Source organism: Chryseobacterium sp. C2(2020), from assembly GCF_014218915.1.
Lineage (GTDB): Bacteria > Bacteroidota > Bacteroidia > Flavobacteriales > Weeksellaceae > Chryseobacterium > Chryseobacterium mucoviscidosis.
This window is the reverse complement of sequence record NZ_JACLCT010000007.1, coordinates 36,319-53,526: the sequence shown is the minus strand read 5'-3', so window position 1 is coordinate 53,526 and position 17,208 is coordinate 36,319. Positions and strand designations below refer to the sequence as shown.

At 42.5% G+C, this 17,208-nt stretch carries 13 protein-coding genes; 11 read left to right on the top strand and 2 right to left on the bottom strand.

Annotated elements, in window-relative coordinates; genetic code table 11:
* Positions 1-137: 137 nt before the first annotated feature.
* From H6W52_RS06050 to H6W52_RS06005, 10 genes are all read left to right on the top strand, one after another.
* Positions 138-1,013, top strand: a complete 876-nt coding sequence (locus tag H6W52_RS06050) for a DUF3347 domain-containing protein (protein WP_034735069.1) — start codon at positions 138-140, stop codon at positions 1,011-1,013.
* A gap of 14 nt (positions 1,014-1,027) precedes the next feature.
* On the top strand, positions 1,028-1,333 hold the full coding sequence (locus H6W52_RS06045; protein ID WP_072885940.1) for a phosphoribosylpyrophosphate synthetase: 306 nt from the start codon (positions 1,028-1,030) through the stop codon (positions 1,331-1,333).
* 18 nt (positions 1,334-1,351) lie between these two features.
* Entirely contained in the window at positions 1,352-1,882 is a 531-nt protein-coding gene (locus tag H6W52_RS06040; protein ID WP_072885941.1) for an AAA family ATPase, read from the top strand.
* Positions 1,883-1,896: 14 nt separating this feature from the next.
* Entirely contained in the window at positions 1,897-4,017 is a 2,121-nt protein-coding gene (locus tag H6W52_RS06035; RefSeq protein WP_091098859.1) for a heavy metal translocating P-type ATPase, read from the top strand.
* A gap of 6 nt (positions 4,018-4,023) precedes the next feature.
* Entirely contained in the window at positions 4,024-4,689 is a 666-nt protein-coding gene (locus tag H6W52_RS06030) for a DUF3347 domain-containing protein (protein WP_072885943.1), read from the top strand.
* An 11-nt stretch (positions 4,690-4,700) separates the two neighbouring features.
* A complete protein-coding gene (locus H6W52_RS06025; RefSeq protein ID WP_116096960.1) occupies positions 4,701-5,225 on the top strand; it encodes a DUF305 domain-containing protein in 525 nt (174 codons plus the stop codon).
* Between the two features lie 26 nt (positions 5,226-5,251).
* Complete coding sequence (locus tag H6W52_RS06020; protein ID WP_116096962.1) at positions 5,252-5,671, top strand: hypothetical protein; 420 nt, start codon at positions 5,252-5,254, stop codon at positions 5,669-5,671.
* A gap of 32 nt (positions 5,672-5,703) precedes the next feature.
* Positions 5,704-6,159, top strand: coding sequence for a heme-binding domain-containing protein (locus tag H6W52_RS06015; RefSeq protein WP_116096964.1), 456 nt, complete (start codon positions 5,704-5,706; stop codon positions 6,157-6,159).
* 13 nt (positions 6,160-6,172) lie between these two features.
* Positions 6,173-8,443 carry a multicopper oxidase family protein gene (locus H6W52_RS06010; protein WP_116096966.1) on the top strand — a complete coding sequence of 757 codons (2,271 nt, stop codon included), beginning with the start codon at positions 6,173-6,175 and terminating at the stop codon, positions 8,441-8,443.
* A gap of 261 nt (positions 8,444-8,704) precedes the next feature.
* Positions 8,705-9,526 (top strand): RteC domain-containing protein, encoded by an 822-nt coding sequence (locus tag H6W52_RS06005; RefSeq protein ID WP_116096968.1) that lies wholly within the window; start codon positions 8,705-8,707, stop codon positions 9,524-9,526.
* Between the two features lie 5 nt (positions 9,527-9,531).
* Here H6W52_RS06005 and H6W52_RS06000 read toward each other — a convergent pair whose 3' ends face one another.
* Entirely contained in the window at positions 9,532-14,970 is a 5,439-nt protein-coding gene (locus tag H6W52_RS06000; RefSeq protein WP_116096970.1) for an N-6 DNA methylase, read from the bottom strand.
* Positions 14,957-15,394, bottom strand: a complete 438-nt coding sequence (locus H6W52_RS05995; RefSeq protein ID WP_047094741.1) for a DUF1896 domain-containing protein — start codon at positions 15,392-15,394, stop codon at positions 14,957-14,959. The genes H6W52_RS06000 and H6W52_RS05995 overlap by 14 nt, the downstream gene beginning before the upstream one ends.
* 177 nt (positions 15,395-15,571) lie before the next feature.
* Between H6W52_RS05995 and H6W52_RS05990 the strand changes: the two genes are divergently transcribed.
* Positions 15,572-17,185 (top strand): hypothetical protein, encoded by a 1,614-nt coding sequence (locus tag H6W52_RS05990; RefSeq protein WP_123891943.1) that lies wholly within the window; start codon positions 15,572-15,574, stop codon positions 17,183-17,185.
* The last annotated feature ends 23 nt before the right edge of the window (positions 17,186-17,208 follow it).

The window sequence follows — 17,208 nt, the reverse complement described above, 5'->3', positions numbered from 1 at the left end:
AACTATGGCCTGATAGCCATAGGTGTGTCCTGTCAGAAGCTGTTCCGGCTTTTGCAAATCCCCTATTTGTATCATTTATTCAAAATTTAAAACAGAAATGGGTTTATCAATCCCCCGTTTCTCAAAATGTAATTATTATGAAATCATTATCAAAAATAGTGATGGTAATCGCCGTATTACTATCATCAATAAACGGCTTCGCACAAATCAAGAATGCGAAAACAGAAACCGTAAAGATTTACGGCAATTGTGGTATATGCAAAACCACCATCGAAAAAGCAGGTAACGTAAAAAAGGTAGCCAGTGTTGACTGGAACAAAGATACCAAGATGGCTACGCTCACCTATGACGGCGACAAAACAAATCAGGATGAAATCCTGAAACGTATCGCTTTGGCTGGTTATGACAGTGAGAAGTTCCGTGCGCCGGATGACGTATATGCTAAACTGGCTGGTTGCTGCCAGTATGATAGACCAGTGAAGACGGTTGCCAAAAACAAGGAGGCGGGAATGGACATGAATGCCGGACATGGCAATCACGACCATAGCCAAATGGCAGCTAACAAAGATGCAGCCCAAAACCAATCACAGCTAAAGGCTGTATTTGACAACTACTTTTCAGTGAAAGATGCTTTGATAAAAACCGATGCGGCGACCGCATCTGCCAAAGCCGCTGAATTGGCTGCATCCCTTAAAGCAGTCGATATGAATAAGCTATCGGCAGAGGAACATACGGCTTGGATGAAAGTGATGCAGGACTTGACGGCCAATGCGGAAAGCATTTCAAAATCAAAAGATGTTGCAAAACAAAGAAGTGCTTTTGCGGCACTTTCGGGAAGCATCTACACACTGGCCAAAGTGTCTAAACAGGATACTCCCGTTTATTACCAGCACTGCCCTATGTACAACGGAGGTAAGGGAGCCAATTGGCTAAGTAAAGAGAATGCTGTTAAAAACCCATATTACGGCTCACAGATGCTTACCTGCGGCAGTACGGTCGAAACCATTAAATAACAGGTCTGAAAGCTATGGTACAGTACAATGACATGGTGCAGGCGCTTAAAGACCTAAGACAGCGTGGATACAGTATGGACTTTAGTCTGTTGCCGGACTGCCTGTTCTGTGCGTCAAGGAGCCTGAAACTAAAACCGGAGGATTTTACGGTTACGGAAACCCATAGGTTTGAAAGCCTCGACAGCAGTCCTGATAACAATGCCGTGATTTATGCCATATCGTCCAATGATGGTAAGAATAAAGGCGTACTTGTTGATGCCTATGGTGCTTATGCCGAAGAAATGACCCATGAGATGGCAAAAAAATTAAGTGCAACATAACTTTTAAAACCCCTTGTTATGAAGAACAGGACAAATTGGTATGTCATTACGGGAGGCCCATCAACAGGTAAAACTACGGTTGTGAACCTCTTGGCTGAAAAAGGATATAATACAGCCATAGAACATGCCCGGCATTACATAGAAACGATGAGCATCGGCGGAAAGACCGTAGCGGAAATCAGGGAAAATAAGCTGGAATTTCAACAAGGCGTACTGAAAATGCAGATTGAACAGGAAGCAAAGCTCGACCCGGAGGAAGCGGTATTTTTGGATAGGGCTATACCCGATGCCCTTGCCTACTATCGTTTTTTAGGGCTTGAACCGGATGCCCTGCTGAATGCTGCTTTAGCGCATGTTGATTATAAGAAAGTATTTATACTTGACAGGCTCCCGCTTGTAAAGGATTATGCGAGAACCGAAAATGAAAGTGAACAACGCCATATACATTCTCTTATAATCGAAGTTTATAAATCCCTGTCTTTTCCGATTGTACACGTGCCTGTGCTGCCACCGGAAGAAAGGGTTCAGTTCATTCTTAACAATCTATAATATTTTATGCGATTATGAATAAATACACGTGTCCTATGCACCCACAGGTGCTAAAAGACGAACCGGGAAAATGCCCGCTCTGTGGCATGGCATTGGTTCCCGTTGGCGGTGCGTCAGCTTCTCATGAACACACATCAGGACATGGGCATTCCGGGCATTCTCAACATGGCCATGCTGACGAAAACTTTAATAAACATGAGGGGCATCATACAGGCGATTTCCTCACACGTTTTTGGATAAGCCTTGTCATTACAATCCCTATCCTGCTCCTGTCACACATGATACAGCAATGGTTGGGTTTCTCCCTTGCTTTCAATGGCGATAAATATGTGCTGCTGGCATTGGGTACGGTGATTTATTGCTATGGAGGCTTACCGTTCCTAAAGGGAATGATTGGCGAGGTGAAAGCCAAAGCCATAGGGATGATGACACTTGTTGCCATTGCCATATCCGTAGCCTATGTTTATTCCGTAGCCGTTGTATTTGGCTTGCAGGGTATGGACTTCTTTTGGGAACTGGCAACCCTAATTGACATCATGCTGTTAGGGCATTGGCTGGAAATGCGTTCCCAAATGGCTGCTTCACGGGCATTACAGTCATTGGTGGCTTTGCTGCCCAACGATGTTACCGTGGAACGTGGCGGAGAAGCTGTAAAGATAAAGCTCGAAGACCTGCAAAGCGGTGAAACGGCTATCATAAAACCGGGAGAAAAAATTCCAGCCGATGGATTGGTACTGGAGGGGCTTTCGTATATCAACGAGAGTATGCTTACCGGGGAAAGTGTTCCCGTAAAAAAGGAAAAGGACGGAAAGGTCATCGCAGGCTCTATCAATGGCGATGGTGCGCTGAAAGTTAAGGTAACAGCCGTGGGAAAAGACAGCTACCTGAACAGGGTTATCAATCTTGTGCAGGAAGCGCAGGCTACTAAGTCTAATACACAGAACCTTGCGGACAAAGTTGCCAAATGGCTCACCTTTATTGCCATTGCCGTGGGCATAGGCACATTTGCCTATTGGTATGCAAGCAGTGGAGATATTGCCTTTGCGCTTGAAAGAATGGTGACGGTAATGGTAACGGCCTGTCCGCACGCATTGGGCGTGGCTATCCCGTTGGTGGTCGCCATTTCCACAACGCTTTCGGCGACCAATGGCCTGCTCATCCGCAACCGTACGGCATTTGAAACCACCCGAAAACTTTCCACCGTCATTTTTGATAAGACCGGAACGCTCACCAAAGGTTCCCATGCCGTAGAAAAGGTTATACCGTTAACAGACGAATATAATGCCGATGAGGTTATCCAGTATGCTGCCGCAGTACAGCAAAATTCGGAACACCATATCGCCAAAGGCATTATGGCTACATTGAAAGAAAAGAGCCTTGCCTTATGGAAGTCTGAAAACTTCAGCTATATGCAGGGCATAGGTGTTAAAGGTGTTGTGAACGGGAAAAATGTCGTAGCTGGCGGCCCGAATTATTTCACCGAAAACCACCTTTCCCTGCCGGAAATACCAAGCGAAATCAATCAGGAAGCCGAAACGGTCAACTTTGTCCTCATTGATGACCGGGTAATCGGCATCATTACTTTGGCAGACAGCATCCGTGAGGGGTCGGCACAGGCGATTGAGGAACTCAAAAAAATGGGCATCAAGTCCTTTCTGCTCACCGGGGACAACGACAGGATTGCTGCTGCCGTAGCCGGAAAATTGGGTATGGACGGGTATTTGGCTAATGTGCTTCCGCACAACAAGCAGGAGAAAGTAAAGGAGTTTCAGGCAAAAGGCGAAATCGTAGCAATGACTGGTGATGGTGTAAATGATGCACCTGCACTGGCACAGGCAGATGTGGGCATTGCCGTGGGTTCCGGTACGGACGTGGCTGCCGAAACAGCGGATATCATATTGGTAGACAGCGACCCGAGGGATGTGGTCAAACTGATTGACTTCGGCAAACTTACCTACAAAAAGATGGTACAGAACCTGATATGGGCGGTTGGCTACAACGTGGTGGCAATACCGCTTGCGGCAGGCGTACTCTATCCGAATTTTGTTTTAAGTCCCGCTATGGGTGCTGTGCTGATGAGTGTAAGCACCATTGTAGTGGCTATTAACGCAAGTTTTTTAAAAATCAAAAAATAAATAAAAATGAAAAATCTAACATTATCAATCATTGCTGTTATCATGGCATTTGTAACAGTATCATGCAATCAGGCATCCAACAAAAACGAGCAGTCTTCAAGTGATACTGCTGTTGTATCACAAGAACAGTCAGCTTCCCAACCAAAAGAGGATGATACGGTAGCTGCGCCCGTTGTGAGTGAAACTCCGAGCGGTCAGGAAGCAAAAGCAACAGGAAAAGAAGAAGCAAAAAACTTTTCTATTGCGCCCATAGTTACCGATTATCTGTCCTTAAAGAACGCCCTTATTTCGGACGATGACAAAGCTGCCGCCAGTTCAGGGAAAAAGCTGTTAGCTACCCTGAATAAAGTGGACATGAAAGCCGTTCCTGCCGATAAGCACAAAAAGTACATGGACATAGCGGACGATGCTAAAGAACACGCAGAACATATCGGGGAAAATGTCGGCAACATCCACCACCAGCGGGAACATTTGGCCTCGCTTGGCGAAGATTTGAAAGACCTGATTGATTTGTTCGGTACATCGCAAACATTGTATCAGGACCATTGCCCGATGTTCAATGACGGTAAGGGTGCTGTTTGGTTCAGCGAAAACAAGGAAATCAAAAACCCTTACTACGGTTCTAAAATGCTGACCTGCGGTAAGGTGGGAAAAACAATTAACAGCAAATAAAATTCAGGGTTATGGAAAATATGCAAAACAGTCACCATGCGGGTCATTCCTCGGAGCATGGCACGAACAATACAAAACATGCTTCGGCCATGTACAAACGCTTTGCGGTGATGGCTGTAGCCATGTTCGCAGTGATGTATTTTATCATGTACGCCATGATTGACGGGTGGCAGAACCTGATACCCAATATCAACAATTTGTACATGACCCTGCTGATGACTTCGGCAATGCTGCTTATCGAATTAGCGATAATGAAAGTAATGTACCCCAACAGGAAGATGAATTGGGCGATAGCCATCATCTCGGTTGCTGTTGGCATCTTTTCATGGTTTGGTATCAGGGAACAAATCAATGTCGGGGACAAGCAGTTTGCAAAGGGTATGATACCCCATCACGCAGCAGCCATATTGATGTCCGAAAAGGCACACCTGACCGACCCGGAACTGATAGAGCTGCAAAAAAATATACTTAAAACCCAAGCGGAAGAAATTGAACTAATGAAGCGCAAGCTAAAAGAGTTTGAAGAAAGTAAATAATAAAATTTAAAAAAACAAGTTTGGACATGAACAAAATAATAATTGGCTTTATTTCCTTATTAACCCTGCTATTCACCGCTTGCGGTCAGGCGGGGTCAAATAAGGATGAAGCGGAACAGCAGCATTCGCATGCAACTCCGGAAAGCAACGGACATACTACCCAAATAGGTGAATTGGTTCCATCGGATGAAGTCTGCATGGTCAACGATGCCTATATGGGCAAAAGGCAGTTTGACGTAAAATTTGATGGTAAAACCTATTACGGATGTTGCGAAATGTGTAAGGAACGTATTCCAAAAGATGCGACCGTGCGGATGGCGATAGACCCCTATTCCCATAAGCAGGTAGACAAAGCTAATGCGGTGATTGCTGTGACAGGAAATAACGGTGAAGTTTCTTATTTTGAAAACAAGGAGAATTATGCCAAGTATGTGAAAAAACAGTAGACACAAAAAGATGAAGCCACAATAAAATAATTATGACCATAAAGAAGAAAATCATATTGGGGCTGGCTGTCGTCCTGATTGCCATACAGTTCTTTCAGCCCTTACGGAACCAGGCGGTTGAAGTGCCAGCCACCCATATCGAAAGGGTGTACACCGTACCCCAAAATGTAAAGGCTATCCTTGTTCAGTCCTGTTATGACTGCCATAGCAACAATACCCATTATCCGTGGTACAGCCGTATCCAGCCCGGCGCATGGTACATGGCAGAGCATATAAAAAAGGGGAAAGAGGAACTCAACTTTAGCGAATTTGGCGAATATTCTGCCCGCAGGCAGCGTAACAAGTTCAGGGCTATGGCGGGGCAGGTCAAGGACGGGGAAATGCCTTTGTCGTCATACACACTCATCCATCGCAATGCAGTATTATCACCGGAGGATAAGCAGGTTTTGATGGCATGGTTTGGCACAATGGAAGACAGCATTAAATAAAATTTTTCAACGAATGAACAGATATAAAAAAATACCCATAAGAATACTGCAAACAGTGCTGATACTGCTTTGCACCCAAACGTTGTTTGCACAGAAAGTAGTGCATTACGACCTGTATGTAAAAGATACCCTTGTCAACTATGCAGGTAAGCAAAAGCGGGCGATTGCCGTAAACGGGCAAATCCCCATGCCCACCCTTACCTTTACCGAGGGCGACACTGCCGAAATAGTGGTGCACAACCAATTGAAAGAAAGCACATCACTTCACTGGCATGGTGTGTTCCTGCCCAATAAAGAAGACGGTGTGCCCTGGCTTACACAAAAACCCATCGCACCGGGCACAACCTACACCTACCGTTTTCCGATTATCCAGCATGGTACGCACTGGTACCATTCCCACTCAGGATTGCAGGAGCAGATTGGCATGTACGGAAGTTTTATCATGAAGAAAAGAAGCGATGATAAGACATTCAGAAAAGGAATTGACGATTTGCCGACCGTTCCAATTATATTAAGTGAGTGGACAAATCTTAACCCCGATAATATCAACCGTATGCTACACAATGCAAATGATTGGGCGGCCATTAAGAAAGGCGCAACACAATCATATGTTGAAGCTATTAAGGAGGGAAAATTAGGGGTAAAGGTAAAAAACGAGTGGAAGCGGATGCTGGCGATGGATGTCAGCGACGTTTACTATGATAAAATCCTAATAAATGGTAGCCATAGCACCGATTTGAAAACAATTGATGGTAAAAAGCTAAAAGCAGGCGACAAAGTCAGATTGCGTGTTTCCAATGGAGGGGCGTCTTCATATTTCTGGCTACGGTATGCTGGAGGAAAAATTACAGTATTAGCGAATGATGGGAATGATGTTGAGCCTGTAGAGGTGGACAGGTTAATCATTGCCGTTTCTGAAACTTACGATATTGTAGTGACTATCCCTCAAGATGGTTTGGCTTACGAGTTCTTAGCAACAACCGAAGACAGGACACAATCTGCGAGTTACTTTATAGGTGATGGGGTCAAACAGCTTATTTCTCCACTCCCACGATTGAAGTATTTCGAGGGGATGAAGATGATGAACGATATGATGAAAATGAATGGCGATTTGAACGATATGGGCATGAAGATGAGCCTTAACCAAATGGACATGAATGTAGTGATGTATCCCGAAATTACTGGAGAGGCAAAACCAAAAGAAGACCATAGTCAACACAATATGAATATGGAAAATGATCCCAACCGTTACAATGCAAATGCTTTGGGAGAAATCAAAACGCTGAATTATGCAATGCTACAATCTCCTTCCAATACGGAACTTCCTAAAGATGCGCCAGTAAAAGAATTGAAATTTACCCTTACCGGAAATATGAACCGTTATGTGTGGAGTATGGATAATAAAATACTTTCAGAAGTTGATAAAATACCTGTAAAAAAAGGAGAAATTCTACGAATTACCATTCATAATAACTCAATGATGCGGCATCCAATGCATCTTCACGGATTTGATTTCAGGGTGATAAACGGAAAAGGCGAAAAATCGCCGCTTAAAAATGTGTTGGATATCATGCCTATGGAAACAGATACCATTGAGTTTTTAGCAAATGAGGAAGGTGATTGGTTCTTTCATTGCCATATATTATATCACATGATGGCGGGAATGAACAGGGTCTTTGAAGTTGGAGACTACAATAACCCCTATCTACCCGATAAGGCAAAAGCCTATAAAGAATTGCAAAGAGAAAGTAATATGCCTCATTTTATGGCACAAAACGATTTTGCAACCAATGGTAATGATGGAGAAGCTATGTTAATGAATGCACGCTACCAATTAGGAACAGAATGGCGTTTAGGTTACAATGATATGCACGGCTACGAGGTAGAAACACATTTAGGTAGGTATTTGGGCAGAATGCAATGGTTTATGCCATTCATAGGTTTTGACTGGCGTTACCGCAGACTCGGTATTGATGAGCACGAAAAGAATTTGTTTGGGCAAAGAAATGAGAAAGACACCCGCAGACAGTTTAGCTTAGGATTTATCTATACGCTGCCGATGCTGGTCAATTTTCAGGCAGAAGTATATCATGATGGAATTGTGAGATTGCAGTTAATGCGTGAAGATATACCAATTTCAAAAAGACTAAGAGGTGGTTTTATGGTGAATACCGACTTAGAGTATATGGGAGAACTTAGGTATATCATTAATAAGAATATAGGTATACGTACCCACTATGATAGCGATATGGGCTTTGGTGTGGGGCTGGCATTGACTTATTAAAATTAAATAACTAAGGGTTGTAAACTGCATAACCGTAAAAAAATATCGGTAAAAAAAAGGAGGTGATGCAGGTGTAATTCGCAAAGACTAACCTGCATCATACTACAACCCTTTAAAGTATGCAACAAAAATCTATCTATCGTTCCATCATCAATACGGTAGAGGTTGAATTTTTTTAAGCAGTAATTGCATCATAAGCTAATACGAACAGTGTTAGCTTTTCTGTATTAACCAATAATATATTACATCAAAATGAAGCGAATGGATAAATTTTACAATGAAACATATCTTAAATTGGAAACTGCAATCCAGGAACTGGAGATTGAAACCGACTGCCCCATAAAAAGAATTGAAGCCGTTATACACCATATCATACAAAGCCTTGCCGACTTAAAGGACTTTGTACTGAAAAATGACTTTAAGAATATGGAAGAAGAAATCCATTTTTTCAAGTATCAGAAACCTGTTATTGTTTCAAAGCTCATCTACTACAATGCCATCTATAAAATCGAAACAAGAAGACCCTACGGGAACAAGCGTACCAAGAAATATTTTACCAAAGAACTGAAAAAGCTAAAAAGGTTCTTTGAAAACAACCTTGATTTTTACAAGTATTACCGCAGCAATAATTCTTTCGTTGACGAAAAATTCTTTGTGCGTGGCAAGCACGATATAAGGCTGTGGTTAGACACATTTTATTTTGAAGCAGACCATCGTTTTTCTACTTCACACGATTATAAGGTTGCCAAGATTATTGCCAATGACCTGATACAAGTTTATTTGGAAGACAGGCTCAATAACATCAATGTGAAAAGGGGTTCGGACAATTCATTGAAATGGACGGCAAGTAAAACGGCACTGACGGAACTCATATATGCACTGTACTCCCACGGTGTATTTAACAATGGGAATACAGACATAAAATTAATTGCCAAAGCATTTGAAGATGCCTTTAATATTGAGTTGGGTGACTTTTACCACACGTTTATGGAACTGAAAGCCCGTAAAATAAACCGAACGAAATTCCTTGACAACCTCTGTGAAGCACTGATTAAGAAAATGGACGAGCAAGACGAAAAGTAAGCGCATCACAATACGCCACGGGGCAAATGAACACCTTTTGTCCGTATAATGCTTTCCTGAACCTTTGAGGCTTCTTTCAGCTTCTCTGCCTGCTCCGGAGCATCTTGTTTGGTTTCAGGCGTAATAGATAGCTGTATCTTTCTTTCCACGGCTGCCAGTTCCGTTTTAAGTTCGCTCAATCGGCTTTCCTTAGACCAAGTACCGTTAACCACTTCCTGAAGTATAGGCAGGTCTTTTTGGATTTCAGCGATTTTCTCCTGCTCCTGCTTCACAAAGCCCGGCAGCTTTTCCAAAGCCTTCAAAAAATTCATTGCGGCAGTTTCGGGGTCTTTTGCCATTATACCATTGTTATAGGTGTATTTGATATTGCCCTCGCCCTGTACCAAAAAGCGGTTTACCCGAATATCCGAACCCTCTTTTTCCGACATTTCAGTTTTTACCAACAGCGTAAAACCATACAAGCTGCCTATCTCTTCATACTGACCTGCGGTGCGGGCTTTATCTGCAATCTCGTTTAGCTTTGCACCAATTTGTTTCGGATTTGCATTGGGTGGCAAACCATCCAACAGCACAGGGTTGTCGATTGTACCGTCCGAACGCTTTTGCAGGCGTTGCTGTAAGTTTTCCCAGTCGGTACTCATCCGGTTCAAACGGGATTGAGTGCTTTGCAGCATTTCCGTATAATCCTGCACCTTAAATTTGGCACTGGATTTAGAACGGTTGAACGCCTGCTTTTCGCTTTCCAGTCCGGCAATCTGTTTTTCCAGTTTGGCTTTATCCAACAGGTCTGTATTTCCTGATAAGATTGCCACGTATTCGGAGAAGTTCATTCCCGATTTTTCGTCCATACTTCCCTCGTCAATCGTTCTTTTGGTCAGGTTGTTGGTCTTTAACTGGTCGATGAAAAGCTGCTTGTTATACAGCAGGTTGAACTTATAACTATCCAAAGATTTTTCAACGGCATATATAATCACAGCCACTTTATTATCGGCAAAGAATTTGGCAATCTCATTACCTTTACGAATTGCCCGCCCATCCCTTTGGGCAAGGTCAGACGGTCGCCACGGTGTATCTAAATGATGAACGGCAACGGCTCTTTTCTGTGCGTTTACGCCAGTTCCGAGCATACTCGTAGAACCGAAAAGCACACGGATTTTGCCCTCGTTCATTCCGTTGATAAGTTCCCTGCGTTGCTTATCATTTTTCGCTTCCTGAATAAACCGTACTTCATTCGCAGGTATGCCGTGGTCTTCCACGAGCTTGCGTTTAATTTCCGAGTACACATTCCATTCGCCAGGCTTGTAGGTTCCCAAATCGGAGAAAACGAACTGTGTTCCTTTCTGTGCATTAAATAGGTTGTAATACTTGGCGATGTTTGCCGCACAATGCGAAGCCTTGTTATCGGGGTGGTCTTCATAAATACCACTTACCATACGCATATCGAGCGACATCTTACGGGCGTAATCCGTAGCAATGAGCATCTTTGCTTTTTCTTCGCTGGGACTTAGCGGCGGTCTGCCCAACAGTTCTGCATTGCCTGTTTTGGCAAACTGCATCAGGCTTTGGATAAACGCTTCTTGGTCGGGCGTTGGCGGTATGTTGTATAGCACCTCGTTTTTGATGGGGCGGTCAATACCAATATCCTTAGCCGTTCTGTAATCCGTGATTTCAGAATAGAACTGTGCCAGTTCCGGCACTTTGATAAAGTAGCGGAAACGCTCTTTTGCTACAATATTGTTAGCTACCGAAAATTCATAATCGGTCGTTTTCCGTGCATAGATAGCTGCCCACGCATCAAAGGAATGAATACCCTGTTTTTCCAATGCACGGGGGCGCAGGTATTTAAACAGCAGGTACAATTCCGTTAATGAATTGCTGATGGTTGTACCCGAAAGAAAGGTTGCACCCATATCCGCATTGGTACGCTCTTGAATGGTGCGGATTGCAAACAGCAGGTTCAGTGCCTTTTGGCTGCCGTCCACGTTCCCCAGTCCGGCAACCCGTGTATGACGGGTGTTGAACATCAGGTTTTTGAACTGGTGGCTTTCGTCCACAAACAAATGGTCTATGCCCATCATCTTAAAGTCCACAATATCATCCTTACGGTTTTCAATATCGTGTTGCAGCGTTTTCAGCTTTACTTCAAGATTTTCTTTCCGCTTGATTACCCCGGCGAGCATTCCCCTTGTCACTTCCTTGCCCTGCGATTTCAGGGCATCGAGATTGCGCTCTACGCTGTCCAGTTCTATTTCGAGGATTTCCTTTTGTATTTCGGGCGATTGCGGTATCATTCCGAACTGGTCGTGCGTAAGTATCACGCAATCCCAATCATTATTTTTAATATCCCCGAAAATCCGCAGGCGTTTTTTCGGCGTAAAATCATCAATACCCGGATAAAGGATTTTGGCGTGTGGATAGGCTTTACGGTAGTCTTCGGCAATGGCAGGTATATTTGCTTTCAGCCCGATAATCATCGGCTTATGGGCTAATCCCAAACGCTTCATTTCCTGCGCTGCGGTACACATTATCAGCGTTTTTCCTGCGCCTACTTCGTGGTCGCAGATAGCACCGTTGTTCAGCTTTATCATCCAAACGGTGTCCTTTTGACTTGAATACAGGTCTTCAATGCCTGCTCCCTTGCGGTCTAATCCCGGAAATTCCTGATGGCTTCCGTCATAGTTTGGGCGAACGAAACAATTAAAGGTATCGTTGTACTGGTCGGTCAGCCTGTTTTTAAACTCATCGTTCTGTGCGTGTAGCCAGTCGGTAAAGGCGGTACGGATTTCGTCAATCTTGGTGTTCGCCATTTGTATGGCTTCCATATCCCGTACTTTAACCTCTTGGTCGCCAACCATTACTTTTTTGGTAATATCAGGCGTGGTATTGACAAGGGCGTGTTTAAGCAGGGCAATACCGTCAAACGTGCGGCTTTCCGCTTTGACCGCATATTTTTCCCAAATGTGCATATTGCCCTGATGACACTTTACGGAAAAGTCGTCGGAGCTTTCGGAGTAATGAACCAGTACATCCGCATCGAACAAATGCGAAGCGAAACGGGCATAAATTCCGGTAGGTATCCACCGTTCGCCGAGGTTAAAATCCAGTTCCTCAAATTCGATACGTTTTGGTCGGGCTTCCTCTAAAGCGGTAAGGCTTTCTTTGGCTTCGGTATCATCGGGATAGTTTTCGAGATAGGCTCTTACTTCATCTGCTTTCTCCACCACGTTGCCTGCAATCCAACGTTCGGCTATTTCATATTCCTGTTGTAGCGGATTGTAGAACAACCGCCCGTGCAGGGCTTCTTTCAGGGTATCGGCAGGCAGGCTGCTGATTTCGGACATAAAGTCCAAATCCACATTTCCGTATTTGTTCAGGGAGGCAGCTAAAGCCTCTTCGGGATTGTCGGTTGCTAACGTGGTAGTAGAGAAACTGACCGGACGGCTGAAAATATCCGCTTTATGGATTATGCCGCCAATGACACGCTCCAGATAGGGGATTTCTTTACCTGCACTGTCTGTTTTTATCAGCTTGGCATTGTCGGCAGTATTGAGATTGCCGTATTTTTTGGTAAAGGCATCGTACAGCAGGTTCAGGGTTTCCCGTTCTTCCCTGTGTTCGGTCTGTTTTTCAGCTTCTTTTTGGTACAGGTTGATATAACTGTCCCTTACGGCTATGTAGGCTTCGGCTCTTGCTTTCTGTGCCGACGGCAATTGCAATGGATGAAAGATAGCTTTTTTGTCTTCCTTATCCACCTCTTGCAAATAGCCGACCCAACCGTTATCCACCACAAGGCAATCATTCCGGTGGAATAATTGCAGTTCGCCGCTATACGGAGCAGGTTCAGGAACGGTGTTAATATCGGTAACGGGAATGGCAGTCTTATCAGACTGGCCATTGCCGTTTATTTGTGAAAACAGGTCGCCGATGGCTTCCTGTTTTTTGCTGTTTACTTGGCTTTTTCCATTGGTAGCACCATTGGATTTTAGCGGTGTATAAGGTTGCTGCCTGGCACTGCTGAACAGGTCGGGTTGACGACCTATTGTGCCTCTTCTTTTATTACTACTTTGCCTTTTGTTTTGGGTAGTTCTTTTAGGTGGAGCAAGCACCATTACAGGCTCACCCGCACTTTCAAACAGGTCAAAAATGCTTAGTTGTTTTAGTTCCTGTGGGCTTTCCTGATGGACTACCGGAGTGGTTATAAGCTGCGGTTTTTGCTGAACGATTGCAGGGTCTATGACCGGAGGTGTAACCTTTGGTTCAATCGGAATTTGTATCATAGGCTCATCATTGCGTTCGCCTTTGTATAAATTCAAATTCAGATGGTTCCCAAAATCTTCGGAAAGCATTTGTTTCAAATCTTTGGCAATACCCTCAACACCGTCTTTATGCGTATAGATTAAGGCAGGTTGACCGTATGGGTCGGTATCTAATTTTTGGTCGGTATGGATAATTCTTGTACCGTCCTGAAAGAGCGCATTGCCCGGCGTATTGTATTCGGTTGGCTTGCTTTGGCAAAACAGATCTTCCCTGTCGGTCAGATTTTGTTTTGCCGTATTTTTTTGCAGGATAATCAGGTCGCTGCCCACTTCCGTACCTGCATATTCGGTAAACAGATTGTTGGGCAGTCTTACAACCGAAACCAAATTATTATCCTGCATCAACGCCCTGCGTATGGGTTCGTTCTTAGGGCTATTCAGAATGCCCTGCGAAGTGATGTAAGCCAACAAACCACCCTCACGGAGCATATCAGCACCTTTCAGAAAAAAGTAATTGTGTATGCTTCGGGCAGCCTGTTCCTTTGCGCTGTTTCTGCTGCGTGAATAAGAAAGGTCAAATACAGAAGTATCGCCGAACGGTATATTACTGGCGATTATATCATAGTTGTTTTGTTCCCTTTCGGGAATTTTCTCAAAACCGTTGATACGGATATTGCTTTCGGGGTAAAGCTGCTTTAAAATCTTGCCTGTAAGCAAGTCTTTTTCATAAGCGGTAACACTGGCTTTCTGATTTTCCGAAAAGGATTGGATGAATGAACCGATACCTGCGGAGGGTTCGAGGAATTTATCAATGTGCAGACCATTATCCCGCAAGGCAGATGAAATGGCATCTATAACCTTTGGCGGGGTATAAAAAGCCGTCAGCACGGAACTTTTCATACTGTCCACATACCTGCGGTATTGCTTATCGTCTTGGGAATTGTCTTTGAGGAGTTGGTGGAGTTCCTGCGTGAGTGGAAAAAGGTCGTGTTCTGTTTTTCTCCAATGATTGATGTCTATTTCGTTTTCTACGGCGTTCAGAACGAACTTAAGACCGCCAAATCCGCTGTATCGCATCATTAGCAGTCTTTCTCCTACGGTGGCTTGCCGTTTCTCCTTTTCCAGTTTAAAAACAATTCGCAGGGCATCAATATTCTGTTGGAGATGGAACCGCTTACTGAAGCCCATTTTCCTCAATCCATATTGAGATGGTTCCGGTCAGTTCGGTATAGAGTAAATCAAACTCATTTCCGTTGGCGAAATCATCAGTTAATTCATATCCTGCGAAAACAGGCTCACAAACGGGAAACATTTTAAGGGCGAACGGTCGCAGTTCCTCGTCTGCCATTATGGTATCAAATTCATTGCATACCACTTTGAAAACCGTGTCGAACTTGGAGAAGTGCAAGCCCTCAAAAAGTATGTAGTTGGCTATTTCGTCGCATTGCTCAACGGCGTTTCCCGAACGGAAAGCACCCTCATAAGCATTGGCAGCCCACGAAGACCGTTGGTCAATAAATTTTTGGTCGTGTGCCTTTTCGGGAAAGCTGCTGTTTAATAATTCTTGCAGTCGTAATCTGAAATACGACAGGTCTTTTTGCTGTACATCCATACTTATTTTGATTAGAATTTTACTTAAATCCTAAATTATAAGCAGGAGCAAATGCCTTTGATAATGTTGCAGCGTTTGGCTTTGAAAGGCAGGATTTGGCGTAAACATAATAGGCGAGGCAACCGAATACAGATTGGTTTTGATTAAATTTGACGATTAAACAATATGGTGCAGAATATGGCTAAAAAGGATTTTGAGAATAAGAAACCAAACAACATTACAGAATATATAAGCCTTGCAAATGATATATCTGACTACCGGAACAGATTGAAAGCAATAGACTACCTTTCAAAGTATAAATGCTTTGAAAGCAAAAAGGAATTGTATCGTTTGATGAAAACGGAGAGAATATTTGAAGTTAAAGAGCAAGCCTTTAGAGCATTGCAAAATTTTGGCGAAGATGTTAGATTGACAAAAAAAAAGAAAGGAAAGTCAGTTAAAACTATAAATGATAAACTTTTGATTTTGCACAATTCATTTAATGGCGACCCTTATACACTAACAGATTTCAAGATAAAGTTTAAAGATTTATATCCTTACGTTTATGATATTTATAATTATGAAAAAAAATCAAAGTTTGACAGCTTTATAATAAGCTCCATTAAGACATTTGCAAAAAATAAAATAAAGCACAATTATTCCATCAATATCAGTTTTGATGCTCCTGACATATCACTTTCTCAGGAAGTTTTTGAAATGGAATATCAAGGAAGTTCAGATACAAATGATGAGTTAGTTATTGAGGATGATAAATTAACCATTAAGTGCAATAGAACTGCAAAAATCAATCTTATAAACATTGTTTTTTCAGAAAGCAGTTCTATTCATAATCAGATTATAAAATCTCTGATTTACTATTACATCCGAGTAAACCGCTTTGTTCCTATAAAGAATATCTCAGTTAACCGAATAAAGCAAACAGGAGAAGAAACAATGCTTTCTTTGCCAACAGCAAAAATTGGTATTGAACAGATATTGAACGATAATTTTCAAGGTGTTGATATTCCAAATACCAATATCAACGACATATTTAAGGTTAATGATAAATCTAAAGCAATACAATATGCTTTAACCTATCTTTTGAAGTCGAAAATTACCAATGAAGAAAGTGAGCGATTTGAAAAATTATGGAAGTCTTTTAATTCTATTTATTATTACTTTGGAAATGGTGCAAACGAAAATGAATGCCACCGCTTAATGCGAAATTTTATACTTACCAATCCAACATTATTCTCAAAATCATTGCATAAAGCAAGAACGATTACAGCTAATGAACTTCGGGGAAAAGTTCGTTTTTATGAGCTATTAAGTAACGATTACGATACCAAAGAAAAGATAGTTGCTTTTATTGCTTTTATCTTCAGGTATCAAAATCATATTGTTTGTAAAAACCTACTTGATAATATCAGTTATTTTGAAACTGATTTAAAAGATATTTTCAATCTGGATAAAGTTGAAAGCAAGTTTAATAAGTTCGACTATATCAAAGACCTTTATCACAACAATAAGTCTTCAACAGACAGCGAAATAATCTTTAAGAAGATTAAAGATTATTTGGAGGATAAAGTTAAAAACCCCGTAACAAATACCGAATTGGAAATTATTGTCTTCATCTGTATTAAATACTGTTACTATCTACGGAACAAGATATTTCACGCAGAAAAGCAAGATTTAACTTTTAGGTTTGCTAAAAACAACCTGATTTTTGAATTAGAATGGGTAAATGGAATATTGGAAACCCTAATAGTCGAATTAATATCTGTTAATTCAGGCTGGACAAGGAAAATTTAAGTTTTTAATCCCTGTCAAAATAT

Coding starts and splice junctions, on each gene's coding strand:
- H6W52_RS05995 (WP_047094741.1), bottom strand. CDS start 15,394: ATGGATGTACAGCAAAAAGACCTGTCGTATTTCAGATTACGACTGCAA.
- H6W52_RS06050 (WP_034735069.1), top strand. CDS start 138: ATGAAATCATTATCAAAAATAGTGATGGTAATCGCCGTATTACTATCA.
- H6W52_RS06040 (WP_072885941.1), top strand. CDS start 1,352: ATGAAGAACAGGACAAATTGGTATGTCATTACGGGAGGCCCATCAACA.
- H6W52_RS06035 (WP_091098859.1), top strand. CDS start 1,897: ATGAATAAATACACGTGTCCTATGCACCCACAGGTGCTAAAAGACGAA.
- H6W52_RS05990 (WP_123891943.1), top strand. CDS start 15,572: ATGGCTAAAAAGGATTTTGAGAATAAGAAACCAAACAACATTACAGAA.
- H6W52_RS06010 (WP_116096966.1), top strand. CDS start 6,173: ATGAACAGATATAAAAAAATACCCATAAGAATACTGCAAACAGTGCTG.
- H6W52_RS06020 (WP_116096962.1), top strand. CDS start 5,252: ATGAACAAAATAATAATTGGCTTTATTTCCTTATTAACCCTGCTATTC.
- H6W52_RS06025 (WP_116096960.1), top strand. CDS start 4,701: ATGGAAAATATGCAAAACAGTCACCATGCGGGTCATTCCTCGGAGCAT.
- H6W52_RS06030 (WP_072885943.1), top strand. CDS start 4,024: ATGAAAAATCTAACATTATCAATCATTGCTGTTATCATGGCATTTGTA.
- H6W52_RS06005 (WP_116096968.1), top strand. CDS start 8,705: ATGGATAAATTTTACAATGAAACATATCTTAAATTGGAAACTGCAATC.
- H6W52_RS06045 (WP_072885940.1), top strand. CDS start 1,028: ATGGTACAGTACAATGACATGGTGCAGGCGCTTAAAGACCTAAGACAG.
- H6W52_RS06015 (WP_116096964.1), top strand. CDS start 5,704: ATGACCATAAAGAAGAAAATCATATTGGGGCTGGCTGTCGTCCTGATT.
- H6W52_RS06000 (WP_116096970.1), bottom strand. CDS start 14,970: ATGGGCTTCAGTAAGCGGTTCCATCTCCAACAGAATATTGATGCCCTG.